We start from the raw sequence: 25,909 nt of genomic DNA, 5'->3' as shown, positions 1-25,909 counted from the left end.
GATTCATACAAAGCTGATCGACTTAGCAAAAGCGCACGTAAATAAAGGCAGAGTGTTTGAAAGAAGTAGACTTTATGAAACGTGCGATTTTTCCATTACCCATTTTTATGTTACCTGAAGGCTATACGCGATTACGCATATTTGAGCCTCGCTATTTAAATATGGTTAAAACCGCATTAAAAAACAATACAGGGTTTGTGCTTTGTACATTTGAGCACGACACGCCATTTAATATAAGCGCGCAAGGTTGCCTTGTTGATATTATTGATTTTGACCAAGACGACAACGATGTATTATTAATCGATGTGTTTGCTTCTCAAAGCGTTCAAATAAATGACGTTTATCAAGACGAGGACGAACTGCGACATGGTTTGGTGTCTTCTTGTAATACGCCATATTGGTATAAGGATTCTAACAACTCAGTTGGCGAACATGACTTATTGCATGATGCGCTTTTAAACGTGTTTAAAAGTAATCCGGAACTTAATTTACTGTACAAAAAAACTCACTTTGACAAACTGCCTTGGATTGCAGCCCGTTGGCTTGAGCTCCTACCTATTTCTATTGAGAAAAAACAGCAACTTGCGTTTGAAACGAACTTTGATAACTTACTGAATTTCCTCCATACTGTGATTAATAACGAATTTGCCTAAATTTTATGATCCTAAATTAATTATTGCCCGTATTACTTAATACAAAAGCAATAACGGGATAAATTATTATGGTAAGTCAACAACAATCACCACGTTGTGAACCTAATACAGGTAAGTACACTGCCATGCCAGAAACGCCGAGTAAAGAACTCATGCAAGCGCTTATAGATGTTGCACAGTCACGCGATAAAAAAGCATTTTCCTATTTATTTGAATACTTTGCGCCAAAAATTAAACGCTTTGGAATTAAGCAATTTGGTGTTGAAGCTCAAGCAATGGAGCTTGTGCAAGAGACGTTAACATCTGTTTGGCGTAAAGCACATTTGTATCACAGTGATAAAGGTGCGGCTACTACTTGGGTTTATACCGTTATGCGTAACGCTTCATTCGATATGCTTCGTAAAATGAAAAGTAATAAAGAAGAAAACATAAGCGAAGATATTTGGCCGTTATTAAACGAATCACAAGATACACATCACGAATACAGTGATCATTTAGAAGATAAACAAATTAAACGTTATTTAGACAAATTACCTATTGCTCAACGCGAAGTGGTAAGAGGCGTTTATTTTCAAGACATGTCGCAAGAGCAACTTGCACATCAACTTAATATTCCAGTAGGCACGGTAAAATCACGATTACGTTTGGCCTTGCAAAAATTACGTAATGAAATGGGAGATCAGCATGATTAAACATCACCCGAGTGAAACTTTACTGACACAGTATTGCGATGCATCACTTGCTACATCATTGAGTTTAGCCGTTTCTATACATGTAGATATGTGCCCTGTGTGCCAAGCTAAAGTAGCTAAAATTGAGGCAAGCAATGCAAACGCATTATTTAGCGAAGAGCCAGCGCAATATGAGAAACCTCAAGCTGAGCAACCTGAGTTACTTGAAGAATTTGAATTGAATGTGCTTGATATGATCACGTCTGATGATTCTATTGACGAAGTTTATGAAGTAGAGCCTGTTTCTATTAAAGTTAATGAGCATAACTATCAGCTTCCACGTGCGCTAACGCGTATTTCTCACAGTAAATTTACCCAAGTGGGTAAGCTTGCGAGATCGCGTATTGCACTTGATGATGGCCCGTTACGCTCTAGTTTGTTACATATTGATGCTGGTGGTGAAATACCAGAACACACGCACACTGGCTTTGAAGTTACTTTACTCCTAGATGGCGAGTTTAGTGATGAAGAAGGAAAATATGTACCAGGTGACTTTATATGGCAAGATGGTAGCCACCAACATACTCCTTTAACAAAAGATGGTTGTTTGTGCTTTACAGTTGTCAGTAGTGCGCTACATTTTAATAAGGGCTTCAGCAAGTTACTAAATCCAATAGGTAATTTGATTTACTAAGAGAATTTATGCACACAGATATAATAAAAATAGGTATAAGCGCCTGCTTAGCAGGCGAAAAAGTTAGATTTGACACAGGTCATAAAAAGTCAAATTTCTGTATGGATGAGTTAGGTAAACACGTTGAATATACACGGTTTTGTCCGGAGGTAGCGGTAGGTTTACCAATACCTCGACCAACTATTCGCCAAGTTAAAGTGGGAGATACTATTAAAGTATGTCGCCCAGATGGTACTGGAGACGTAGGCCAACAACTTACCGAGTATGGTAAAAAAGTTGCAACAGAACAAGCTAAAGAGTTGAGCGGGTTTGTATTTTGCGCAAAAAGTCCAAGCTGCGGCATGGAACGCATTAAAATATACAACGAAGCAGGCACGGGTAATACTTCTGAAGGCGTTGGTTTTTTTGCTGAGCAAATAATGAAGCACAACCCATTATTGCCATGTGAAGAAAACGGTCGCTTAAATGACATGCATTTACGTGAAAACTTTGTAATGAGAATTTACGTATTTAAAAATTGGCAAAAGTTGGTACAAGAACCACTAACGGTTCACAAGCTTACTCAATTTCATTCTCAGTATAAGTACTTGTTGATGGCTCACAATTACCAAGCTTATCGAGATTTGGGTAATCTGCTTGGAACGTTCGTAGGTGATGATATAAATGCAGTTGCGGATGAATATATTTTAGGTTTGATGACGGGTCTGAAAAAGCCTGCTTCTCGAAGAAATAATTGCAACACCCTAATGCATTTACAAGGCTACTTTAAAAATGATTTATCGAAGGTTGAAAAACAAGAACTTCGTGATGCGATAGACGAATACCGCGAAGGATTGGTGCCATTGTATGTACCACTTACCTTGTTAAAACATCATTTGAAAGTTCATCCGAATGAGTACCTTGAAAAACAAGTGTTTTTTAACCCATACCCTCACGATTTAAAACTACGATTTGGTATTTAATGGATACATTATTTTGGTTTAGGCGCGATTTGCGCCTTTTTTCTAATGAAGCGTTAATTCAAGCGCTAAATAATGGCGCTAAACACGCCATTTTTTTTGTGTCTGAAAAGCAGTGGCAACAACACCAAGCTGCGCCTATTCAGATTGACTTACTCAAGCGCCGAGTTACTTATCTTCAATCACAACTTGCTGATTACGGTATTACTTTACATATTATTGAAGCGCCTAGCTTTTGTGATTGTACGCGCGAGCTTATTAACTTTTGTAAAGCAAACGATGTAAAACACGTAATTGCTAATACAGAATATGAGCTTAATGAAGTAAACCGCGATAAAGCAATTTTGCATGAATGCGATGAGCTTTCTATTACTTTTACTTTGTACGAAGGTGATTTAATTGCACCTGTTGGAACGGTCAAAAATCAAAGTAATGAAATGTATAAAGTGTTTACTCCCTTTAAACGTGCATGGTTAAAGCAGTATCAAGATACACACTTTAGTTTGCCACAATGGCCTTTAACTTCTGAGCTTATTGAGTTTGACGAGAGTGACTTACTAAAAAGTGATGGGTGCTCAGATAAGTGGCCGGTTGACGACGAAACACTCTCTACGGTAGTTGATAATTTTATATGCGACAAACTTACAAGTTACGACGACCAGCGTGATATTCCCAGTGTAAAAGGCACATCGGGTTTAAGCCCGTATTTAGCACTAGGTATTGTAAGCACAAAGCAACTGCTTATTAATATTCAGCAGCGTTATCCTGATATTTTAACTACATCAAAAAGTAAAACGTTTACGTGGATTAACGAGCTTGTTTGGCGCGAATTTTACAGACATTTAATTGCTGAATTTCCGAAGCTTTCGCGCGGCGATAACTTCAACGAAAAGTATAATGCTGTAGTGTGGCGTAAAAGTGAAAGCGATTTTAAAGCATGGTGCGAAGGGCGTACAGGTTACCCATTAGTGGATGCAGCAATGCTACAACTTAAGCAAACCGGTTGGATGCATAATCGTTTACGAATGGTTGTTGCAAGCTTTCTAACTAAACATTTATTAATAGACTGGCGTGAAGGTGAACGCTTTTTTATGCAGCACTTAATTGATGGCGATTTAGCCTCAAATAATGGTGGTTGGCAGTGGGCTGCAAGTACGGGCTGTGATGCTCAGCCTTATTTTAGAGTTTTTAATCCTATCAGACAAAGCGAGCGCTTTGATCCAACGGGCAAGTTTATCCGTAAGTATTTGCCAGAGCTTGAAAACGTGCCAGATAAACACATTCATTTTCCACACACTTATTTAGCCGCAACCGGCAAAGATAAGGAATGTTACTGGCCAGCAATAGTTGATCATAAAGCGGCACGAGAACGTGCACTTGCTGCATTTAAGGTGTGATATGGATAACCAGTTACCAGTAGATAAATTTGTTGAAATATACCAACAGCTTGATAGCACTAATCTTGATTTATTGAGTGATATTTACTGTGACAACATACAGTTTATAGACCCGATGCATGAAATTAACGGCATTGTAGAATTGCGCAGGTACTTTGCTAACTTATACAGCAATGTTAAGCATTGCCAGTTTGATATTACTGATTCGTTTAATAGCGGTAACAATGCTTTTATTTATTGGACTATGCATTATGCACATCCAAAGCTGTCATCAGGTAAAACTATCTCGGTAGACGGTCATAGCAAGCTTATTTTTAAAGATGGCAAAATTATTAAGCACAGAGACTACTTTAATGTGGGCGAGTTGTTATATAAACACATTCCTTTACTTGGTAGCGTTATAAAGCTAATTGATAAAAGGGCAGGTTAATTATGATCACACTTATAACGGGTGCTACATCAGGTATTGGCGAGCAGCTAGCAATTAAATATGCACAGCTAGGAGACACTGTCATAGCTTGCGGCCGTAATAGTGATAAGCTTGCCGAGCTTGCTAAATACGACAATATCCAAGCATGTAAATTTGATGCAACTAACCTGCAAGATATAAAAGAGTCTACTATTGGCTTTCCTCAATTTGACCGTGTTATTTTAAACGCTGGTAATTGTGAATATATAGATGATGCGCGCAACTTTGATAGCGCGTTGTTTGAGCGTGTAATAAACGTTAACTTACTTTCTATGGGGTATTGCCTTGAGGCGTTACTTCCTAAAATAAATCCAGGCGGCCAACTTGTTTTGGTCAGCTCAAGTGTTACTTATCTTGCGCTACCTCGTTCAGAAGCTTATGGTGCATCAAAAGCGGGTGTAAGTTACTTAGCAAAAAGCTTAGCGGTTGATTTAAATGATGTTGATGTGACTTTAGTTCATCCCGGGTTTGTAAAAACGCCACTTACTAATAAAAATGATTTCCCGATGCCTATGGCCGTTACTGCTGAAAAAGCAGCTGACTACATGATTAAGGGTATTCAAAAACGCCGCAAAGACGTTCATTTCCCTTATCGTTTTACACTTATATTAAAAGCTTTACGCATTTTACCACTGCCGATTTGGCTTAAAATCGCAAAAGGATTAGCCCGTTGAAAAAAATAGCAATAATAGGAACTGGTGTATCTGGTTTAACATGTGGGCATTTGCTTCACAAACATTACGATGTAACCGTATTTGAAAAAAATGATTACATAGGTGGCCACACAGCAACGGTTGATGTTGATGTGTGTGGCATCAAATACGCAATAGATACAGGCTTTATTGTATTTAATGACCGAACTTACCCATATTTTGAAAAGCTACTTTCGCGCATTGGTATTGATAAACAAACAACCCAGATGAGCTTTAGTGTGCATAACGAAGCCACTGGTTTTGAATACAATGGACATACGTTTACAAGCTTATTTGCACAGCGTCGTAATATTTTTAGACCTAAGTTTTGGCGATTATTGTACGACATTGTTAGGTTTAACAAACTGTGCAAAGCAATGCATGAAAAAGGTGATTACCAGTCTGATCAATCATTAGGGCAATTGCTTAACGATAACCAGTTTAATGACTTTTTTAAATACCATTATATTCTTCCTATGGGCGCGGCTATTTGGTCTACCAGTATTAAAGAAATGGAAAACGTAGGCGTTGAGTTTTTTGTTAAGTTTTTCTTTAATCATGGGCTTTTAGATGTAACCAATAGACCACAGTGGTATGTAGTACCAGGAGGCTCTCGTCAGTATATAAAGCCGCTGATCAGAGGTTTTGCCGACAAAATTAACCTCAATACAAATATTAAATCAGTTACGCGGCAAAATGATGAAGTAACAATAGAGTTTGCCAATGGTGAGCAAAGTAAATTTGATAAAGTAATATTTGCTTGTCATTCAGATCAGGCGCTTGCACTACTGGGTGATGCTACTGAGCAAGAAAAGTCTGTATTGGGTGCAATAGCTTACACTGAGAACTCAGTGGTGTTGCACACCGATACAAACCTTTTACCAGATAGAAAAGCGGCATGGGCAAGCTGGAACTACCTACTTAACAACAACACTGATAAAGCCGCTGTTGTAACTTACCAAATGAATATTTTGCAAGGTATACAATCAGATACACAGTTCTGTGTAACGCTTAACCATCTTGAAGGAATAAGCCAAAGTAAAATTTTGCGCGAGTTTACTTATCACCACCCTGTATTTAACCAAGAGTCTATTGCGGCTCAAAAACTTAAACACAGTATTGACGGACACAATAATAGTTATTTTTGTGGCGCTTATTGGTACAATGGTTTTCATGAAGATGGCGTACACAGTGGTGTAGATGTAGCCAAGCAACTTGGGGTCGAATTTGACTAGTGCAGTGTATTTAGGCGATGTTAAACATCGCCGTTTTGCTGTTAAAGAACATCGCTTTAGTTACCCTCTGTATATGATGTGGGTAGATTTAAATAATCCTCAACAACTAAATGGTGTGCATAAACACATAGGTACGTCAGGCTTAAAGGCGTTAAAGTTTAATGAAGCTGATTATCTTAAAGGCACCTCACAGCTTGCTAAACGTCCTCTTATTGATCGTGCACACGAACAACTTGCCAATTTAGGTATTACTGAAACCTTTACTCATATTTACATGCTTGGGCAACTTCGTTGTTTTGGTGTGTATTTTAGTCCTGTTAATTTTTACTTTTTTGGTCATAACGACACCCGTTTTAAATACATGATTGCTGAAGTAAGTAATACACCATGGAACGAACGTCATTATTATTTAGTACCTTTAGAAAAAAAAGTGAACTTTAAAAAGGTTTTTTCCGTATCACCTTTTATGAATCTAGATATGAACTATCATTGGCATGTTAAGCAATCGCCTGATAAAACATTGATACACATTGAAAATAAGCGAAATGAAGAGCTATTATTTGATGCTACACTTCGCTTAAAACGTAAAGAACTTACTAAAGAAGAAGTTAATAAGTTATTTAAACGTTTTCCGGCCATGACATGGTCTATTTTCAAAGGTATTTATTATCAAGCGTTAAAGTTGTTTATTAAACGAGTTCCTTTTTTAGGCCACTCAGGCAAGCCATAAAGCACATAGATAGTCAGGACAATTAATAGGTATTTCAATGGATAAAGTGTCGAGCTTAAATTGCGAACAAAGCACAAACTGGTTAACTAACATATATAAAAAATTAGTGACTAAAGCCTTCTCGTCAATTGAAACAGGTCAAGTTGTTTTAATTGAAGGGAATGAGCGTACAGTTTTTGGCGACCCATCTTCAGTGCTAAAAGCAACAATTATTGTAAACGATAAAGCTATGTATAAGGCATTTGCATTATCTGGGAGCGTTGGCGCTGGTGAAGCGTATATTTTGGGGCATTGGTCTTGTGACAACTTAACCTCTTTCATTGAGATATTTGCTATAAATGAGAAGCAACTTGATGAGTTTGAGAAGAAATTCGCATTTTTTAGCAATATTGCACACCGGTTTAATCACATAAAAAATAAAAATTCTGAATCGGGTTCTAAGAAAAACATCGTTGCTCATTACGACTTAGGTAATGATTTGTACGAATCATTTTTGAGTAAAGAAATGCTTTACTCAAGTGCTGTATATCCTTCAAAAGAAGCGACGCTTGAAGAGGCTCAACAATACAAGCTGAAACGCATTTGTGAGCAAGTTGAGCTTCAAAAAAATGATTCAGTAATTGAAATTGGTACAGGGTGGGGGGCTTTTGCTATATATGCAGCCACACATTACGATTGCCATGTAACAACAACAACCATATCTGATGAACAACATGATTATGTCGCTAATAAAATTTCAGAGCTTGGTCTTGAAAGTAAAATTACATTACTTAAGCTTGATTACAGGCAATTGAGAGGAAAATACGACAAGCTTGTTTCTATCGAAATGATAGAAGCGGTAGGTCATGAGTACTTACCTAGCTTTTTTACCCAATGTGGTGAACTGTTAAAAGACGACGGTGCAATGCTCATACAAGCTATAACTATTGGCGACCAGCGTTATAAGCACTACTTAAAAAACTCTGACTTTATCCAGCAGTATATTTTTCCGGGCGGGTGCTTGCCATCACTTAACGAAATGAGTGAGCAGATTAAAAATAATACCGATATGGTTATTCACACTGTTAATGATATTGGCGCTCACTACGCACGAACATTAGCAGATTGGCGAACCCGTTTTATAAAAAGCTGGCCTGATTTGGACCGCTCAAAATTTGATGAACGTTTTTATCGTTTATGGTTATTTTATTTTGCTTATTGCGAAGGCGCGTTTAGAGCCAGAGCAACAAGTACGGTGCATTTAATGGCGCGTAAACCACGTTTTGTTAGCGATAACGATGATATTGCGCTCAGTTACTAATTTTGTTTTATTTCAAGCAGTGTGGTTTTTATCATTGCTGCTTGAAGCTGATTCGCTACTTTTTAGCGGATTGATTATTGTTTTAATGTTTTGGTTGTCAAAACAAAAAAAACAAGACACCTTACTTCTTATTAAAGCCCTACCTTTAGCACTATTATTAGAATTTATAGCAGTAAAGTTAGGCTTGTTAGAATTTAAAGTTTATCCCTTCCCTCTATGGCTCGTCTTTTTATGGGCTGCGTTATTACTTTCTTTAAATACTTCTATGGTTTTTTTGAGTAAATTAAAGCTTTGGCAGGCCTTTTTAGTATGCATGGCTTTTGCGCCAGCAAGTTATTGGGCTGGAGCACGTTTTGAAGTAATAAGTTTAGGTTTACCTTTATGGCAGTTTTGGCTCGTTTACGGTGCGCTTTGGTCCACAGTGTTTACTGTTATTCTTTTTATAAACCAAAAAATCAAGTTATTCATCAATCGCTGATCGCCCACAATTCCCATTTCGTAACATTACTCATTGACTCAAGGGAGCTTATTTTGAAATTTTTACTAAAGGCAGTTACTTTTTATTTGCTTACAACTTCAATTGTTTTAGCTAACACACAGTTTAACAAAGTAGGCGAAGCACGAATGGAGTATTTATTTTGGGATGTATATGACGCGGTTTTATTTACCTCTTCAGGTAATTACAGCGCAGGAACGCATCCTATTAAATTTAAACTTACCTATTTACGTGACTTTGAAGCTAAAGAAATCGTAAAAGCAACAAATGAGCAGTGGGAGCATATTGGAAAAAAAGAGCTAGCAGACAAATACGACAGTAAATTATTGTCTATTTGGCCTGATATTAGACAAGGTGATTCGCTAACGTTAGTCACAAATGAGCAGGGTATGAGTACTTTTTATCATAATGATGAAAAAATTGGCGAAATAAATGAACCTCAATTTTCGAGTGATTTTTTAGCCATTTGGCTGGATGAAAAAACCTCTGAGCCGAAACTACGAAAGCAACTATTAGGGAATTAATATGAATGTATTTAACGTGTTTAAAACAGCTCTTGTATGCTTATCTGCTTTGTTGCTGATAAGCTGTTCGGCACCAAATGTAGAGCATTATAAAAATACATCGCCAAACTTTGACTTTAAAACATTTTTTAGTGGAAATTTGAAAGCCTACGGTGTTGTACAAGACTTTAAGGGTGAATTGACCCGCAAGCTTGTCGTAGATATGAATGCGAGCTGGGATGGTAACCAGGGCGTTATTGAAGAAGACTTTGTTTATGACGATGGCGAAACTCAAAAGCGTATTTGGAAAATAACGTTAAACGAAGACAATAGTTTAACGGGGTTGGCAGATGATGTTATAGGTACAGCAAAAGGTAGAAGTGATGGCAGCGTATTTCATTGGAATTACGATGTAGAGCTTCCATACGATGGCAGTACTTTAAAAGTGAATTTTGATGATTGGATGTACCTGGTTACACAATCGCGCTTGATAAACCGCACATCTATTGTTAAGTTTGGAGTCGAGGTCGGGGAAGTGACCTTAGTGATCGAAAAAATATAGCTTATTTACCCAGTTGCTTAACTTGCGCCAAAATTGTACTCAAATTAAGTCTTTGTTAACCCAACACGCTGTATTTTACAGAGAATTATTTAAATTTTACTCATTTTTTAAGAATTTAAGCAAAAAATGCAATTTGCTGTTGCTAACTCTTTAAAAATGCATAAAGATAGGTTTTGCGAAGGCAAAATAATAACGAATAGGAATCTAACAATGAATAAAGCTCAATTAGTTGAAAAAATTGCTACTGATGCAGAAATCTCTAAAGCCGCTGCTACTCGTGCTCTTGACGCGTTTACAGGTGCTGTAACTTCTTCTTTAAAAGAAGGTGATTCAGTAGCATTAGTTGGTTTTGGTACTTTCTCAGTAAAAGAACGTGCAGCTCGCACTGGCCGTAACCCACAAACGGGTGCTGAGATCCAAATCGCAGCGGCAACTATCCCAAGCTTTAAAGCAGGTAAAGGTCTTAAAGACCAAGTAAACCCTTAATAGGTTTAACGAATTAAATTAAAAAAAGAGCTAATTAGCTCTTTTTTTTTATGTTTAATAAAGACATCAATTGATGCCTTTATATTATAAATTTATGCTTTTAAGGCTTTATCGCCTCGACCAATGCCAACAGCGCCAGAACGTACAACTTCAATAATATCGGTTTCATGACGAAGAGTGTCTAAAAACGATTCTATTTTGTCTGTACTGCTCACTAGTTGTAGACTATAGCTTTGTCGGCCCATATCTAAAATAGCACCTTGGAACACATCAACTACTCGCGTAACCGCTGCACGAGTCGTCTCGTCTTGAGCTAATACCTTGACAAGCAATAGCTCACGTTCAATGTGACTCATTTCTGTTAAATCGATAATTTTAAGCACGTCGACTAATTTGTTAACCTGCTTTGTAATTTGCTCTACAACTCTGTCATCACCCATAGTGGTAATGGTAATACGTGATAGTGATTGATCGTCAGTTGTGCCAACAGTTAGGCTGTCGATGTTATATGCACGTTGTGAAAAAAGCCCAACAATACGTGATAGGGCACCTGGTTCGTTTTCTAATAAAATAGATAAAATACGACGCATTATGCTTTTACTCCTTTACGTAACCACATCTCATCAATGCCGCCTAACTTAATTTGCATTGGGTATACATGTTCTTTTTCATCAACGTTTATATCTAAAAAGACTAATCGGTCGTTAATTGACATTGCTTTATCGATAGCAGGTTGTAACTCATCTAGTGTGTTTACTTGTATGCCTACATGGCCGTAGCTTTCAACTAACTTAACAAAATCAGGTAGTGAATCCATGTAAGATGATGAATGACGTCCACCGTAAACCATGTCTTGCCATTGGCGTACCATACCTAAAGAGCGGTTATTAAGTGATACAACTTTTACCGCTAGGTTGTACTGTAAACAGGTTGATAGTTCTTGAATATTCATTTGAATAGAGCCATCACCCGTAATACACACAGACTCTTTATCAGGAAAGGCTAGCTTTACACCCATTGCAGCAGGTAAACCAAAGCCCATGGTGCCTAAGCCGCCTGAGTTGATCCATTGACGAGGATGCTTAAATGGATAATATTGCGCTGCAAACATTTGATGCTGACCAACGTCAGAACTTACGTAAGCGTCGCCATTAGTAGCTTTATAAACCGCTTCAATTACAGCTTGTGGCTTAATTTTGTCGCCATCAGTGTTGTAGCTTAAGCACTTTTGTTCGCGCCAGCTGATGATTTGTCGCCACCAATCCTCTTGCGCGCTGCGGTCTATTTTAATTGGGCTTTTATCAATACCCGCTTGTAGTTGTTCAAGTACGGTTGCTAAACAACCTACAACTGGTATGTGTGCTTTAATTGTTTTAGAAATTGAAGTTGGGTCAACATCAACATGAACAATTGTGGCATTAGGGCAAAACTTTTGAACATTATTAGTTACCCTGTCATCAAATCGGGCACCAAGCGCTAAAATCACATCGGCGTTAGCCATTGCTTTGTTTGCCTCAAGCGTGCCGTGCATGCCTAACATACCTACAAAGTTTGGATGCACACCTGAAATACCACCCAATCCCATTAGTGTATTTGTAATGGGGGCATTTAATGATTCAACTAAATGCGTTAATTGCTCTGATGTATTTGAAATGACAATACCACCACCAGAGTAGATAACCAGTTTTTTGGCCTCTAAAATAGCTGTTACGGCTTTGCGAATTTGTTTTGAGTGCCCTTTAGTATTAGGGCTGTAAGTTCTCAGCTCGGTGGTTTTAGGAAATTCGTATTCAAACTTAATAGCAGGGTTAAGCATATCTTTTGGAAGCTCAACAACGACAGGACCTGGGCGGCCAGTGCTAGCAATATAAAAAGCTTTAGCTAAGATTGTAGGGATGTCTTTAGCACTTCTACAGTTAAAACTGTGTTTAACTACAGGGCGAGAACAACCCACAATATCGGTTTCTTGGAATGCATCGTCGCCAATCAAATTTGTAGGCACTTGGCCTGATAACACAACCATAGGAATTGAATCCATGTAGGCCGTTGCAATACCTGTAATACAGTTTGTAGCGCCAGGGCCTGAGGTTGCAAGTACAACACCAACGTCTCCAGTAGCGCGGGCATAGCCGTCAGCCATATGTGTTGCAGCTTGTTCGTGACGTACTAATATATGTTCAATGTCATCTTGCTGAAAAAGTGCATCATATAAGTCTAAAACCGAACCACCGGGATAGCCAAATATGTATTTTACCTTTAACTCTTTTAATGCCTGAACTACTAGTTCAGAACCATTATATTCTTGTTTGCTCATCCTCATTCCTCTGTGCGCTTTTTTATGCATAAAAAAACCCCCGCGTAGTGCGAGGGTTTTTAAAAAGCAGTATCACCTTTTAATACATCCCCGCTGGGCTTATAACTAAGACCAGTACGAGTACGACTAAAAGATTAATGTGTGTGTTCATAGTTTTTACTCTACTTAGCAAAACACTGCTTTTAAATTAAAGATTTTGTATAGGTTTATTTTTAAGGGTTTTAAGCCTTCATGTCAACCTTGAAAGCTGTTTTTTGCATTTTAAATTCGTTTTGTGGCTTTTTTTAATTTAAACCTGCAGAAAGCCTATGTTTAATTGAGTTTACTGGCAGAAATTATGCATTTTAGGTTGTAAGTTCGATTTTAGATATAAAAGAGTGTGAGAGACCATTAGCTTTAATTGCATATGTTAACTATATGTTTTTATCGCATGTTTAAATTTCTATTATTAGGTATGATTGCTACATAATTATGTTTGAGGAAAACACAGTGAAAAAAGTGACGTTAATTGCGCTTTTAACTACGCTATTAAGCCCTATGGTGGCGGCTAATAACTTAAGTCCGCATGATGTTGGTATAACTAACGAAGAGCGTATTTCATATTGGCTTAAAAAAAGAGACCAAATATCTTCAAGTGAGTTAGATAGTTCATTTAAGTCATATATGAGTAACAAAGACGTTGCCAATCACTCAATTAAAAATGGCTTTAGGCAATTTAAATCCTCTTCCAACTTTTTTTCAAACACAAATAAGCAACAGGTCGCTTTTTCAACGTCGCTAGTGCCAGATCAAAGCGTTAATGATGTAAAAGTGTTAGGTATCTTAATTGATTTTCCTGATCTTAAACATGACGACAATCAACTTGTAGAGCAAGACACCGACATGTTTTACGCTGATTATTCAACTGAGCACTATCAGCAAATGCTTTTTAATACTCAAGGTTATACAGGCCCTGATGGACAAAGCTTAAAAACGGCTGCTGATTATTATAAAGCGGCTTCGGGAAATAGCTTAAACTTTAGCGGGCAGGTATATGGTTGGGTAACCGCTAATAGCAATGCAAAAATATATGGTGAGCGCCAAGGCAGTACACGGGATATAAATGCGCCCGCTTTAATTAAAGAGGCTGTGGAGAAAGCAGTTGCAAAGTTTAATATTAATTTAGCGGATTATGACTTAACTGATTTAGATGATATTGATGGTGACGGTATCCTTAATGAACCTAATGGCATTATTGACCATGTAATGGTATTTCATTCAAGTATTGGCGAAGAAGCGGGTGGCGGTTACCTAAGCACCGATGCTATTTGGTCGCACCGCTACTATGTATTTGATGAAAATAGCGGGCCGAGCGAGATTGCAGGCAGCAACATTAAGCTCTTTGGTTATACCATTAACCCTATTGATGCCGGGATTGGTGTGGTTGTGCATGAGTTTGGGCATGATTTAGGATTATTAGATGAATACGACTTACAATCTAACACGGTAGGTGAGCCTGTCGCATCTTGGTCAGTTATGTCGACAGGAAGTTGGGCTGGTTCGCCAAGAGGCTCAGAGCCAGTTATGTTTAGCCCTTATGCGCTTGAATATTTACAAAAGCGGTACCAGGGTAACTGGGTTAACCAGCTTACGCTTGATATGGATGAGATAGAGGCTAACTCACAGCAAACATTAATTAATACTGCGAGTACTTCACAACAGCAAAATCAAATAAAAATAACACTACCACCAAGGCTCGAAAAATTTAGGGATCCAGTTGAAGGTGATTTTCAATACTATTCAAATACGGGCGACAATATTAGCAATAGCTTAGTTAATACAATAGCGCTACCAAGCACAACTGAGACACTTACTTTAAGCTTTATTGCATATTACAGTATTGAGCGCGATTACGATTTAGTTCAAGTAAAAGTAAATGGCGAGCCAATCGCGAGTAATTATACGCAAGCGCTTAATCCATACTACGGTGATATTGGTCCGTATATCTCAGGTGATTCATTTCTTAATAGTGATGCTAAGCAACCTAACGGCTATTTGACCCATAAGTTTGATTTATCAGCTTATGCTGGGCAAACAATTGATTTAAAAATTGAATACATAACAGATGCGAACACACATTATTATGGTTTTGTTGTTGATGATATGCGCATTGAGCAAAGTGATACTTTAATTTGGGAAAATAATGCACAAGATCAAGTTAACACTGAGTTTAATGGCTTTGAAAAAGTAGGTAGTTACACATATGCATCGCCATCTCATTACTATCTACAACTGCGTTCATACACAGGCGTTGACAGTAGTTTGCAAGCAGAGCAGTACTCACCGGGGTTATTATTGTGGTACAGCAATGAATCTCAAGCAGATAATAACACTACCGAGCATCCAGGCAGTGGTTTTGCATTAGTGGTAGATGCTGATCAGCGCTCGATAAATAAAGGCAGTACGCAAACTCCGGCTGCTTCAGCAATTCAAATTCGTGATGCTGCTTTTAGCCTATATCAACAAAGGGCAGGGTTAGGTGATGATGATTTATCAGCTATCACCGGGTTTACTGATAAAACCGATTATAGCTTTGCAGCGCAAAAACCATCGGGTGTTGTGCTTCCACAGGTTGGTTTTGGGTTTAGTATTATAAGCCAGTCAGTAGACAGTGAAGATATAGAAGTAGAGCTTACTTACGATGTTACTAAGGGTATTAATTTTACTAAAAACGGCTTAACCGTTAATTTTAATGTAGAAGGCTTTGCACTTACTCCTGCGGACAAATTTACGTGGAGTTTTGACGATGGAAGCTCCAGCACAGAGTTAACGCCTACTCATGAATACCAAGACTATGGCACTTATAACGTTGAGTTTATGGCAGTTAATGGCACTTCACAGCAAGTCGCTGTAGCACAAGTTACATTGGTTGAACCATTAACTGTAAATGAAATTGAATATGTAATAAACCAAGGAGCTTTAACAGCTGAGGCATCGCTTACAGGTGGAGTCGCACCGTATACTTATAATTGGCGGCTAGGAGATGGAAGTACTTTAGCGACTCAATCGCTCACGTATAATTATTTGTACTCTGGCGATTACCAAGTAACGCTTACAGTGACAGATGACGACGGCACTGAACAATCAAAAGCGATTGATGTAACTGCTAATGTTCCGCTTAGCATAAACGCAAACGCTACAGTTAGTGATTTAAGCGCACAATTTAATGCCCAAGTAACCGGCGGCTTTAATAGTTACACTTACAGTTGGGATTTTGGTGATGGCAGTGCGTTATCAAATTTACAAAACCCAAGGCATACTTATCAAGCTGACGGGACTTATAACGTAACGTTGAATGTTACTGATACTCAAACCAATGATACTTTTACTCAAGAGTTATCTGCTACTGTACAAAAACAACAAAGTAGTTCGGGTTCAAGTGGCGGATCACTGGCGGGTTTATTAGGATTACTACTGTTAAGTTTATTTAGGTTTAATACTAACTTGCATAAATACATTAGGTAGTAAACGCAGTTAGCAAACATAAAAAAGCCCGCTAAATTAGCGGGCTATTTAAATTAATAACAAATATTAATTATAAACGGTCAATTACTGATTGAGTGAAATCAGTTGTACCGTGGCTGCCACCTAAATCGCGAGTTGTACGGTCGCCTGATTTAATTACATCAGCAACAGCACTACGAATACGCTCTGCAGTATCGCCCATATTTAAATGCTCAAGCATTTGAATAGATGCTAAAATTACAGATGTTGGGTTAGCTAGGTTTTTGCCAGCAATATCTGGTGCACTACCATGTACAGCTTCAAAAATTGCTGCATCTTCACCAATGTTAGCACCAGGTGCCATACCTAAACCGCCAACTAAACCAGCACAAAGGTCAGATAAAATATCACCAAATAAGTTAGTCGTAACAATTACGTCAAACTCTTCAGGTGTCATTACCAGCTTCATACATGTTGCATCAACAATCATTTCATTTGATTCAATTTGTGGGTAACGCTCAGCTACTTCACGTGCTACTTTTAAAAACAAACCAGATGTTGATTTTAAAATGTTAGCTTTATGAACTGCAGTTATTTTTTTACGACCTTCGCGTACCGCTAGCTCGTATGCAAAAGTTACGATTTTTTCTGCGCCTTCACGCGTAATTATCGATTTTGCTTCTGCTTCATTACCGTCTTCACTTACTACTTGGCCAGCACCTGAGTACATACCTTGCGTGTTTTCACGAATAGTGATGATATCAATATCGTCGTAACGTGCTTTAGTACCAACAAATGATTTAACTGGACGTACGTTAGCGTATAAACCAAATTGCTTACGAAGTGTTACGTTAATAGATGTAAAACCTTCACCTACAGGCGTAGTTAATGGGCCTTTAAGAGTGATTTTGTTTTTAGCAATTGTATCAACTGTTTCTTGCGGTAATAACTCACCTGTTTTTTCAAGTGCAGCTAGGCCAGCATCAACAAATTCATAATCAAAGTCGCAACCTGCGGCTTTTAATATTTCAAGTGCTGAGTCGATAATGCTCGGACCGATGCCGTCGCCTTTGATCACTGTGATGGTTTGTTTGGCCATTGACTTTTCCTTTAAAGAGTTTGATTTGCACATAAATTATTACTCTGAGAGAGTAACCGCTTGTTAGAACATTTATGTGAACGTGCTTGAAAATTTAAGGGCGCATTTATACCAATTTATCACCCATTTTGCTAGTTTATACAAAAAATACTGGGTATACACGAAAGTTATAATGGGTATAAAGACATAAAATAGCGCCTAATAAACTAAATACTATTAAACAACTCAAGAGATTCTAATTGTTGATAAAAATCAGTTTGGTTATGCCACTTGAGTATTTTTAGCTGTTCATTTAACGTTTGCTGCTGCCACGGAGTTAGCGAAAGTTCTGGTTTAAACACATTTTGAGCAACAACCTTAAGTGTGATCCAAAGTTTATGGGCCTCAGTTAAGTGCTTTTTAGGTGTTTGCTGTGCTTCTAAGAGTGCTGCTGTCCATGGGTTATCACTCAATAAAAGAGTAAGCTGTTGTGTTAGTTGTTCGGTGTTAATTGCATTTACCCCAAAAAAGGAGCATATAGGGGCACTCAATGTTTTATTTGGTGTGTCGTCAATCAGCGTTTTACGAGAAAGCTGTGTACCGCACTGCGTTAATAAAAAATGGGCGTAAGCGTATAAAGGTAAAGTAATGTGCTCAAACTGGTCATTGTCATTTTTACTAACCAATAAAGCCATTATTTTTACTAATCCATTTAATCTGTTAGTCACGTAGGCTTGCAATGGATGTGGGGTAACATTAACTAATTGTTCAAAAACAACCCGTTGAATTATTGCAGGTGCATTATAATAACCGACCATAGATAAACTATGTTTTAAGTCTTTTGCGGGCTGATGTTCTTTATTATATGGTTTTACTGCCTCGCATAAATTAGCAATTACGAGAGGGTGAGGCGCCATCAGCAGGCTTAATCCTTTATAGCTGTATTCGTGCTGTAACTTAATATTACTTATTAGCTCAAGTAAAGATTGTGCCTTATCAATCTCAAGCTCACTTTGTGGTTTTACATGTTCACTGTTAAATACTTTAAAGCTAATGGTTTTATCAGTGCAATGCCATTGTTTTGGATTATCGTTAAGCGTTGCTTTTACTCTGTACCAGGTTAATTTATTTGGATTTGCTGTACTAATTAAAACATGCCGTTGTTGTGCATCAGTTGCTAAATAAATCATGGTTTGCTCAGCGTATAAAACGCGGCTTCCCGGTAATAATGGCCCTAAATGCGCTATTAGTGATTTAATTAATTGCAGTGCGAACAAGTTAGGTGTGCGAATGTACAAATCGGTAAGTGCTTTATATAAGCTAATATGTTTATTAGCCGTGTTGCTCGTAATGTTCATGCTAATAATATTTGCTAGAGCAATCAGCGTTATGCCCCCATCGTAAAGCATTATTTTAGGAGCACTTACCAATGCTTGTTTATACTTATTTAATTTAGCAAGTAACTGCGTAACAGGTTTTGCTGAATCGCCACTAGCTAACATTACTTTTGCTGCTAACTGATGACGCATTTTCCAAATTTTTTTATCAGAATCTTGAAAAGGTGTTTGCTCGCAAAGCTTGTTTAATTGCGCTCCAACACATAAATGTTCAATGAGTGTAGCGGCTATGTATAGCTCACTTAAGGCACTATTATAATTTTGAGATTTACACAGGGCAGCAGTTATGACGCTCTGACTAACAACTAAATTTGTTGCATAAGAATAACTTGGGTTATAAAGCGTCAATCGGGATTGTAATGCGAATGGCTGTTTGCTGTAGAGCACTCTATATTGCTCAGCTAGCTTACTTGCCATTGGATATAGAGCTGTCCATTTTTGTTTATTGTTATAATAGCTTAAAAACAGCTGCGTATTATTAAGCAGCTGCTCTAAGGTAGTTGAAACAGCTTCATCCATTAAACCTTCACCTAATTTTGTTCTTGGTATTTATTGTATGCACTCGGGCCCCACAAAAACAGCTGACCATTTTTAAATAATAGGCCAGTACATTCATCCATAGTGGTAATACCGTCAGATGTTTTATGTTGTGTACGATAAAAAACTATCTGAAATACTTGTTCACCATCTCGTTTGGCATAAGTAAGATCGGGGCTGCCTAAGTAATCAAGAACACTATTTAGTGTTGTTGGCTGCTCAAGTGATAGCTTTTCGATGTAACGTTTATTGAAAGCCTCTCGGTCTTGCCAAATCATAGCTTGAGGATCGTCTTTATAAAAGGTAATCACCAATGCAGCTATCAGTGCATATAGCCCTAAACCTAAAATTAAATATCGGATAAATTTTTTCAATATGGCTTACTCTGACTCCGGTAACTAATATCAGTATACGTTTTGTAATGTTTAGAGGCTATTAACTTGCGACTAATTAAGTCTTAACTGCTTTAAACTAAAACCTAAATTTATATCGGTGCGTAAACTAACCAAGTGCTTTGAAATTACGTACATATCCATATTAGCGGCTAACTTTGCTTTAATACTCGGGCTTAGAGACTCATCTTCGGCTGCTTGTTCAATTGAGTTATAGTTATTAACTATTTGCTGCGCAGATTTAGTACCTATTCCTTTAACTCCCGGAATATCATTTGTTTTATCGCCCGCTAATGCCCAAAAATCAACGAGTTTATTTTGCTCAACACCAAAACGCTCTTTTATACTTGTCTCATCTAGATAGAGCTTTTTAAAGTAATCGTAAACTGTAATGTAAGGGCCAATATAAGGTAAAAAGCCTTTATCAGTAGAAACAACAGTGCTCGTTATTTGATTATTTGATGCCTTAAAGGCAAGCGTTGCAATAATATCATCAGCTTCATCGTTAATAGGCTCAAATACTACAATACCTGTTTCTTCAATTGCGGCTTTAAAATGCAATAGAGCATCTTTTAATACTTGGGGCATTGGCGCGCGTGAATGTTTGTAGTCTTTATAAAAATGATAACGCCAGCTTTTGTCACCATCGAACACAGCAATGGCATGGGTTGCATTACTCGTATCTAAAAGCTTTTTACAGGCGTGGGCTACACGTGCACAGCACGTTTGTATCATTTGCTCGTCGCTATGATGTTTTTGATTCGCGTCAACGGCGTAAATGCGCCTAATTAAATTAAGCGCATCTATAAGAAGTAAATGGGGTTTCAAACTATAAAACTCATGCTTTTATTTTGTAACATGGAACATATTTACTACCAGGGAGCTTCATGCGACCTTGAAGAACAAATGCCTGTAATAATTTATCCATATTTGTCATAAGGGCAGGTTCGCCACTTAAAATGTATGGACCGTTTTGTTTAATGGCTCTAACGCCTTCGTCTTTTACATTACCAGCAACAATACCAGAGAAAGCTCTACGCAAATTAGCCGCGAGTAGCTGTTTAGGCTGATCAAGGTGTAAATCTAAACTTGCCATATTTTCATGTGTTGGTGCAAAAGGTTGTTGAAAGTCGTTATCTATTTTTAATGTCCAGTTAAAGTAATAAGCATCACCTTCACTTTTACGGTAATCACGAACATTAGCCATCGATGACTTTAGTTTTTGACCGACTAATTCAGGATTATCAATAATTACTTCAAACTTATCCAACGCTTCCTTACCAAGTGTCATTTCAACGAACTCGCATAGCTCTTTAAAGTACGCCTCGCTTTGTTTGGGGCCAGTTAAAATAACAGGTAAACATTGTTTAGTATTATCTGGGTGCAACAATATGCCTAATAAATATAACAACTCTTCAGCAGTACCTGCGCCACCAGGAAAAATGATAATTGCGTGAGCTGTTCTAATAAAAGCTTCAAGGCGTTTTTCAATATCAGGTAAAATAACGAGTTCGTTTACAATAGGATTTGGTGGCTCGGCAGCAATAATGCTTGGCTCTGTTAAACCTAAGTAGCGATTATCGGTGTTACGTTGCTTTGCGTGGCCAATAGTTGCGCCTTTCATTGGGCCTTTCATTGCACCAGGACCACAACCGGTACAAATATTTAATCCACGTAAACCAAGTTCGTAACCTACTTGTTTTGTGTACTTATATTCAACCTCGTTTATTGAATGTCCGCCCCAGCAAACAACCATGTTAGGCTCGCTTTTAACACGCAGTGCACCTGCATTTCTGAGCATATCGAACACCATATGGGTTATGGCTTTTTGCTCTTTTAAATCTTTTTCGTATTTTTGACAAATAAACAAAATATCACGAATAACAGAAAATATATGTTCGTGAATACCGGTAATTATTTCGCCATCAACAAATGCGGTTTCGGGTGGGTTTTCAAGTTCAATTTTAATACCTCGTTCGCGGCTTACTAAACGAATATCAAAATCTTTGTATTTGTTGTATATATCGTTACTGTCGTCGGTATGACTACCTACATTGAGGACTGCAAGTACGCAGTTTCTAAATAATTTATAACGCTCACTAGCAGACGATTGCTCTAATAAATCAACTTCTAATTGCGACAGTAAATCTAAAACCCCAGTTGGGTTTAACTGTATTAACATAGACGTGCTCCTACTACTAAATCGTAAAACTACTTGTCATAAAAGTTATAATAGCTATGACATTATTTACTGGTACAAAGTCTATCTCGCCCTGAATTTTTGGCTTCGTAAAGTGCATCATCAGCTCTATCAAATGCCTTTAATAGGGTATCGCCTTTTTTAAATTGAGTTGCACCTACCGAAATAGTGATCTCAATTTGTTTTTCTCTAAATTTAAAAGGTATATTTTTAATTACCTTTCTTACTTTATCCAGGGGTAATGTTGCGTTTTCTAGCGACACACCTGGCATTAATAGTACAAATTCTTCACCGCCATAACGCGCTATAAAATCAGACTTTCTTACCGATTTTTGCAACGCTTTTGATATAACTTGTAAGGTAATATCACCTGCGGTGTGGCCAAATCTATCATTGATAGATTTAAAGTGGTCAACATCAATAACTGCAAGCGTAACATCTGATGGCTGCACATTAAACAAATGCATTTCGTGATTGTAACGTTCGTCAAATGCAGCCCGGTTAGGCAGTTTTGTAAGCCCATCTAGTAAGCTTTTAAAGCGCTGTTCGTTTAAGCGTTTTTTATACGTTGTTAACTTATCTTCTAAAGTAACAATTCGAGTATTTATTTCATTAAAGCTAGCGCTAAGCATTTCTCTGTCTTTTCGTTCTAACTTTTCTTTTGCTATAAAATCTTCGCTTATTGATTTTAATTCGTTATCTACGAGTTCTTTTAAAGATGAGATTGATGTAGCTTTTTGCGTTTGCTCATTAAGATTTTTTATTTTTAGTTCAATGCTTTTATTAAGTGAGTCAAACTCAACTTCCATAGACTCAGAGTGCTTGCTAGTTGAGACGATAGAGTTATGAAGATCTTCGAGGGTTTGATTTAATGAAACTAAAAAGCTTTGCGCGGATTTACGCTCTTTACTTATATTTTTTACCACTACATCAATAATACTAATTGCAACATCAAGTAATGTATCGATTGAGTCACTTTCTGTAATATTATTTTTTATATTATTAATTTGTAGCGTAGCTTCTTCTTCAAGTATAAGTTCATTTGCGAGCTCAAGTAGTTTTTTTGCACGCGCCTGTTTTACTGGGCGCTGCTGATCAACTTGAGGGTTTTGCTTGGTAAGCAACGCTTCATGATAAAAGCTAATAAGTTGATCAAGTAGCGGAATGTAACCATGAGTTGAATGAACGTTATTAATCTCGTGATCGAGTAAATTTCTTAGAGTCCTACGAGTATCGTCAGGTAAACCTTTGGTTTTTTGTAATTGTTTACCGGCACTTTGCACACTGTTGTATAAATTACGTTGCTGAGCTTGTTGAATCGATTCTTGGTTTTTAAGTAGGATTAAAGTTTCACTAATAAGGGGAGCAAGGTTTTCAAAACTCATGCCTTTATTAAGCGCACTTCTAAATTTGGCGAGGCGATTATCTAACTCGATATCTAGTCCTTTACAGCTCAACGATAGTTTAGCTGTAAAGTCACATAGAACATCTACTTGATGTTTACGAGCGCTCTCAACAGCCATACGCGCATCAATTGCTTGTTTTAGCTTTTTATCTGTTGCGTTAGATCTTTGTGACACCTAAGCATACCGCCATCAAATTAATTTCATTATCTTCAGTTTACAACAAATTTTTATTATGTGTAGTTATCTAGTAAAAAACTTAGAAATTTTAATAAGCTACTACTTATAAACTCGTATATAGGGTCATTTATCGTATTTAATTCACTTTTAAATAGGGGCTTGTTAGTCTTGTAAGCAATTAAGTTTCCACTAAGAGTCTCTATGAAAAAGTTATTAGCCCTTTCAATTTTAGCTGCATGTTCAGCGCCTGTATTTGCCGATGTAAATTATTCTTTAGAAATCTCGCAACCACAGCATCATTTAGGTGATGTAAGTGTTGAGTTTCCAAAAACAGCGCAAGCACACCTTGATATAAAACTTCCTGCGTGGCGCACGGGTCGCTACGAAATGTTAAATCTTGCAAATGGCATTCGCTACTTCAAAGCCAAAGATGAAGATGGCAAAGAACTAAAATGGGAAAAAATAGATCACAGTACATGGCGTGTACATCTTAATGAACCTACAGAAGTAAATGTTGACTACCAGGTGTATGCAAATGAGCTTGGTAAACGTGCTCGCCACATTGACGACAGCCATGCATTTATAGATGCGTCAGGCTTTTTTATGTTTAGTGAATCATTTCGCCAAGAGCCTGTAACCGTTAATTTAGACGTGCCTAAAAAGTGGCGTTCTGTATCGGGTATGGATAATTTAAAAGGCAAAAATTCATTTAAAGCAGCCGATTACGATGTACTTGTTGATTCACCAATCGAAACGGGTATTAACCAACTACACACATTTGAAGTAGAAGGGCGTGAATATGATTTAGTTATATGGGGCGATGGTAACTACGATGTAGAGCTAATGCTTACCGATCTTAAAAAATTAGTTGCCACGGGTAATGTAATTTGGGATGGCTATCCGTATGAGCGTTATGTATTTATGGTGCATGCAACATCAGGAGCTGGTGGTGCAACAGAGCATTTAAACTCAACAATTATTCAACGACCACGTGACCGATTTGGTAGCCGCGAAGATTACTTAGGTTTTATTAGCACCGCTGCGCATGAGTTTGTTCATACATGGAATGTTAAAGCATATCGCCCTCAAGGTTTAGTGCCATACGATTACACTAATATGAACTATTCAAAACTGCTGTGGATTGCAGAAGGTTCAACAAGTTACTTTGAAGATCATTTATTAGTGCGCTCAGGCATTCAAACAACAGATGAATTTTTTAAAGTGATGAGTAAAACAATTAACCGTCATTTGCAAACACCGGGCCGTGAAGTGCAAAGCGTAAGCGAAACAAGCTTTGATAAATGGATTAATCAAGGTGGCGATCACGCACGTAACTACAGCACCAATATTTATTCAGAAGGTTCGTTACTTTCACTTGCTTTAGATATCGACTTACTTGAAAAAAGCCAAGGTAAAATAAGCTACCGAGACGTACACAAAGCACTTTATAACAATCATAAAATGCCCGCTGGATTTACAGATACAGATGTACTTAATATCTTAAAAGATTTAACAGGACGTGATTATTCAAGCTGGTGGCAAGAAAATGTAGAGTCGCCTGCAAGTATTAACTTTGACGATTTACTTACTAAAGTAGGTTTAAAGTTTGAGCGTCCTGAAAAAGCAAAAGCACTTGCAAGTATTGATGCTACCGCTAAAAACACGGGTGAATTACTGACGTTAAGTTATGTACGCCGTGGTGGCAGTGCGTGGAAAGCGGGTTTAACTACCGATGATAAAATTGTCGCTATAAACAAACATCACGTAGGTAAAGATTTAAAAACCAGCTTAGAAACGTTTAAGGCAGGCGACAAAGTAACCGTTGACTATCTTCGTCGCGATGCTCTTGAAAGCTTAACATTAGTATTATCAGAAGATTTCGATAAGCCTAAAAAAGTAGTTGCTGATAAAGAGGCAACGCCACAGCAAAAAGCGCTTTTCAAAGCATGGATTGGCGTGGAACATCCAAATGATGTGACAAAAAAATAAATTCAGTTTTTATAGCGCTTAAATACAGTTAACAAGTATTAAAAAAGAGCTTCGGCTCTTTTTTTGTTTTGTATAATGGCGTATATAAT

General features: G+C 37.6%; 24 protein-coding genes. 16 read left to right on the top strand and 8 right to left on the bottom strand.

Annotated features, from left to right (window positions below):
- Window positions 1–74: 74 nt before the first annotated feature.
- The 14 genes from H5118_RS15375 (at window position 75) to H5118_RS15310 (ending at window position 10,847) form a co-directional block, all read left to right on the top strand.
- Window positions 75–653: an LON peptidase substrate-binding domain-containing protein gene (locus H5118_RS15375; protein WP_024596915.1), complete on the top strand. Its 579-nt coding sequence runs from the start codon at window positions 75–77 to the stop codon at window positions 651–653.
- Window positions 654–721: 68 nt separating this feature from the next.
- Window positions 722–1,345 carry a sigma-70 family RNA polymerase sigma factor gene (locus tag H5118_RS15370; RefSeq protein WP_002962457.1) on the top strand — a complete coding sequence of 208 codons (624 nt, stop codon included), beginning with the start codon at window positions 722–724 and terminating at the stop codon, window positions 1,343–1,345.
- The gene (locus H5118_RS15365; protein WP_002962459.1) at window positions 1,338–2,018 is read left to right on the top strand and encodes a ChrR family anti-sigma-E factor; all 681 of its coding nucleotides are present in this window, start codon (window positions 1,338–1,340) and stop codon (window positions 2,016–2,018) included. Before H5118_RS15370 ends, H5118_RS15365 begins: the two co-directional genes overlap by 8 nt.
- A gap of 8 nt (window positions 2,019–2,026) precedes the next feature.
- A complete protein-coding gene (locus tag H5118_RS15360; protein ID WP_138490055.1) occupies window positions 2,027–2,980 on the top strand; it encodes a DUF523 and DUF1722 domain-containing protein in 954 nt (317 codons plus the stop codon).
- Window positions 2,980–4,374 carry a deoxyribodipyrimidine photo-lyase gene (phrB, locus tag H5118_RS15355; protein WP_182749352.1) on the top strand — a complete coding sequence of 465 codons (1,395 nt, stop codon included), beginning with the start codon at window positions 2,980–2,982 and terminating at the stop codon, window positions 4,372–4,374. The genes H5118_RS15360 and phrB overlap by 1 nt, the downstream gene beginning before the upstream one ends.
- Window position 4,375: 1 nt before the next feature.
- Window positions 4,376–4,804 carry a nuclear transport factor 2 family protein gene (locus H5118_RS15350; RefSeq protein WP_024606010.1) on the top strand — a complete coding sequence of 143 codons (429 nt, stop codon included), beginning with the start codon at window positions 4,376–4,378 and terminating at the stop codon, window positions 4,802–4,804.
- A gap of 2 nt (window positions 4,805–4,806) precedes the next feature.
- Complete coding sequence (locus tag H5118_RS15345; protein ID WP_182692603.1) at window positions 4,807–5,517, top strand: SDR family NAD(P)-dependent oxidoreductase; 711 nt, start codon at window positions 4,807–4,809, stop codon at window positions 5,515–5,517.
- Window positions 5,514–6,770, top strand: a complete 1,257-nt coding sequence (locus H5118_RS15340) for an NAD(P)/FAD-dependent oxidoreductase (protein WP_002962467.1) — start codon at window positions 5,514–5,516, stop codon at window positions 6,768–6,770. The genes H5118_RS15345 and H5118_RS15340 overlap by 4 nt, the downstream gene beginning before the upstream one ends.
- The gene (locus H5118_RS15335) at window positions 6,763–7,500 is read left to right on the top strand and encodes a DUF1365 domain-containing protein (RefSeq protein WP_182749350.1); all 738 of its coding nucleotides are present in this window, start codon (window positions 6,763–6,765) and stop codon (window positions 7,498–7,500) included. The genes H5118_RS15340 and H5118_RS15335 overlap by 8 nt, the downstream gene beginning before the upstream one ends.
- A gap of 37 nt (window positions 7,501–7,537) precedes the next feature.
- Window positions 7,538–8,800, top strand: a complete 1,263-nt coding sequence (locus tag H5118_RS15330; RefSeq protein ID WP_182749348.1) for a cyclopropane-fatty-acyl-phospholipid synthase family protein — start codon at window positions 7,538–7,540, stop codon at window positions 8,798–8,800.
- On the top strand, window positions 8,778–9,278 hold the full coding sequence (locus H5118_RS15325) for a DUF2878 domain-containing protein (protein ID WP_149603678.1): 501 nt from the start codon (window positions 8,778–8,780) through the stop codon (window positions 9,276–9,278). The genes H5118_RS15330 and H5118_RS15325 overlap by 23 nt, the downstream gene beginning before the upstream one ends.
- A gap of 53 nt (window positions 9,279–9,331) precedes the next feature.
- Window positions 9,332–9,820 (top strand): chalcone isomerase family protein, encoded by a 489-nt coding sequence (locus H5118_RS15320; RefSeq protein ID WP_165724281.1) that lies wholly within the window; start codon window positions 9,332–9,334, stop codon window positions 9,818–9,820.
- Between the two features lies 1 nt (window position 9,821).
- Window positions 9,822–10,361 carry a DUF3833 domain-containing protein gene (locus tag H5118_RS15315; protein WP_182749346.1) on the top strand — a complete coding sequence of 180 codons (540 nt, stop codon included), beginning with the start codon at window positions 9,822–9,824 and terminating at the stop codon, window positions 10,359–10,361.
- Between the two features lie 210 nt (window positions 10,362–10,571).
- Window positions 10,572–10,847: an HU family DNA-binding protein gene (locus tag H5118_RS15310; RefSeq protein WP_002962474.1), complete on the top strand. Its 276-nt coding sequence runs from the start codon at window positions 10,572–10,574 to the stop codon at window positions 10,845–10,847.
- A gap of 92 nt (window positions 10,848–10,939) precedes the next feature.
- On the opposite strand, the gene ilvN is transcribed toward H5118_RS15310, so the two are convergent.
- Both ilvN and H5118_RS15300 read right to left on the bottom strand, forming a co-directional pair.
- Window positions 10,940–11,437 carry an acetolactate synthase small subunit gene (ilvN, locus tag H5118_RS15305; protein WP_182712417.1) on the bottom strand — a complete coding sequence of 166 codons (498 nt, stop codon included), beginning with the start codon at window positions 11,435–11,437 and terminating at the stop codon, window positions 10,940–10,942.
- A complete protein-coding gene (locus H5118_RS15300) occupies window positions 11,437–13,161 on the bottom strand; it encodes an acetolactate synthase 3 large subunit (RefSeq protein ID WP_024596926.1) in 1,725 nt (574 codons plus the stop codon). Before H5118_RS15300 ends, ilvN begins: the two co-directional genes overlap by 1 nt.
- Before the next feature lie 489 nt (window positions 13,162–13,650).
- On the opposite strand from H5118_RS15300, the gene H5118_RS15295 reads away from it, so the two are divergent.
- Window positions 13,651–16,665, top strand: a complete 3,015-nt coding sequence (locus H5118_RS15295; RefSeq protein ID WP_182749344.1) for an immune inhibitor A domain-containing protein — start codon at window positions 13,651–13,653, stop codon at window positions 16,663–16,665.
- A 70-nt stretch (window positions 16,666–16,735) separates the two neighbouring features.
- On the opposite strand, the gene H5118_RS15290 is transcribed toward H5118_RS15295, so the two are convergent.
- From H5118_RS15290 to H5118_RS15265, 6 genes are all read right to left on the bottom strand, one after another.
- Window positions 16,736–17,743, bottom strand: coding sequence for an isocitrate dehydrogenase (locus H5118_RS15290; protein WP_182749342.1), 1,008 nt, complete (start codon window positions 17,741–17,743; stop codon window positions 16,736–16,738).
- Between the two features lie 206 nt (window positions 17,744–17,949).
- Window positions 17,950–19,638: a hypothetical protein gene (locus tag H5118_RS15285; RefSeq protein WP_182749340.1), complete on the bottom strand. Its 1,689-nt coding sequence runs from the start codon at window positions 19,636–19,638 to the stop codon at window positions 17,950–17,952.
- 11 nt (window positions 19,639–19,649) lie between these two features.
- On the bottom strand, window positions 19,650–20,033 hold the full coding sequence (locus tag H5118_RS15280) for a DUF3192 domain-containing protein (RefSeq protein ID WP_024596929.1): 384 nt from the start codon (window positions 20,031–20,033) through the stop codon (window positions 19,650–19,652).
- Between the two features lie 69 nt (window positions 20,034–20,102).
- Window positions 20,103–20,876, bottom strand: a complete 774-nt coding sequence (gene xni, locus H5118_RS15275) for a flap endonuclease Xni (protein ID WP_024596930.1) — start codon at window positions 20,874–20,876, stop codon at window positions 20,103–20,105.
- 10 nt (window positions 20,877–20,886) lie between these two features.
- Window positions 20,887–22,230: a nucleotide 5'-monophosphate nucleosidase PpnN gene (gene ppnN / locus H5118_RS15270; protein ID WP_024596931.1), complete on the bottom strand. Its 1,344-nt coding sequence runs from the start codon at window positions 22,228–22,230 to the stop codon at window positions 20,887–20,889.
- A gap of 62 nt (window positions 22,231–22,292) precedes the next feature.
- Window positions 22,293–23,828 carry a GGDEF domain-containing protein gene (locus tag H5118_RS15265; protein WP_182712414.1) on the bottom strand — a complete coding sequence of 512 codons (1,536 nt, stop codon included), beginning with the start codon at window positions 23,826–23,828 and terminating at the stop codon, window positions 22,293–22,295.
- A gap of 204 nt (window positions 23,829–24,032) precedes the next feature.
- Between H5118_RS15265 and H5118_RS15260 the strand changes: the two genes are divergently transcribed.
- Window positions 24,033–25,820, top strand: a complete 1,788-nt coding sequence (locus tag H5118_RS15260) for a M61 family metallopeptidase (protein ID WP_182749338.1) — start codon at window positions 24,033–24,035, stop codon at window positions 25,818–25,820.
- Window positions 25,821–25,909: the final 89 nt, after the last annotated feature.

It is taken from the genome of Pseudoalteromonas sp. SR41-1, from assembly GCF_014164015.1.
In the GTDB taxonomy this organism is placed as follows: domain Bacteria; phylum Pseudomonadota; class Gammaproteobacteria; order Enterobacterales; family Alteromonadaceae; genus Pseudoalteromonas; species Pseudoalteromonas distincta.
This window is presented reverse-complemented; position numbering and strand designations above follow the sequence as displayed.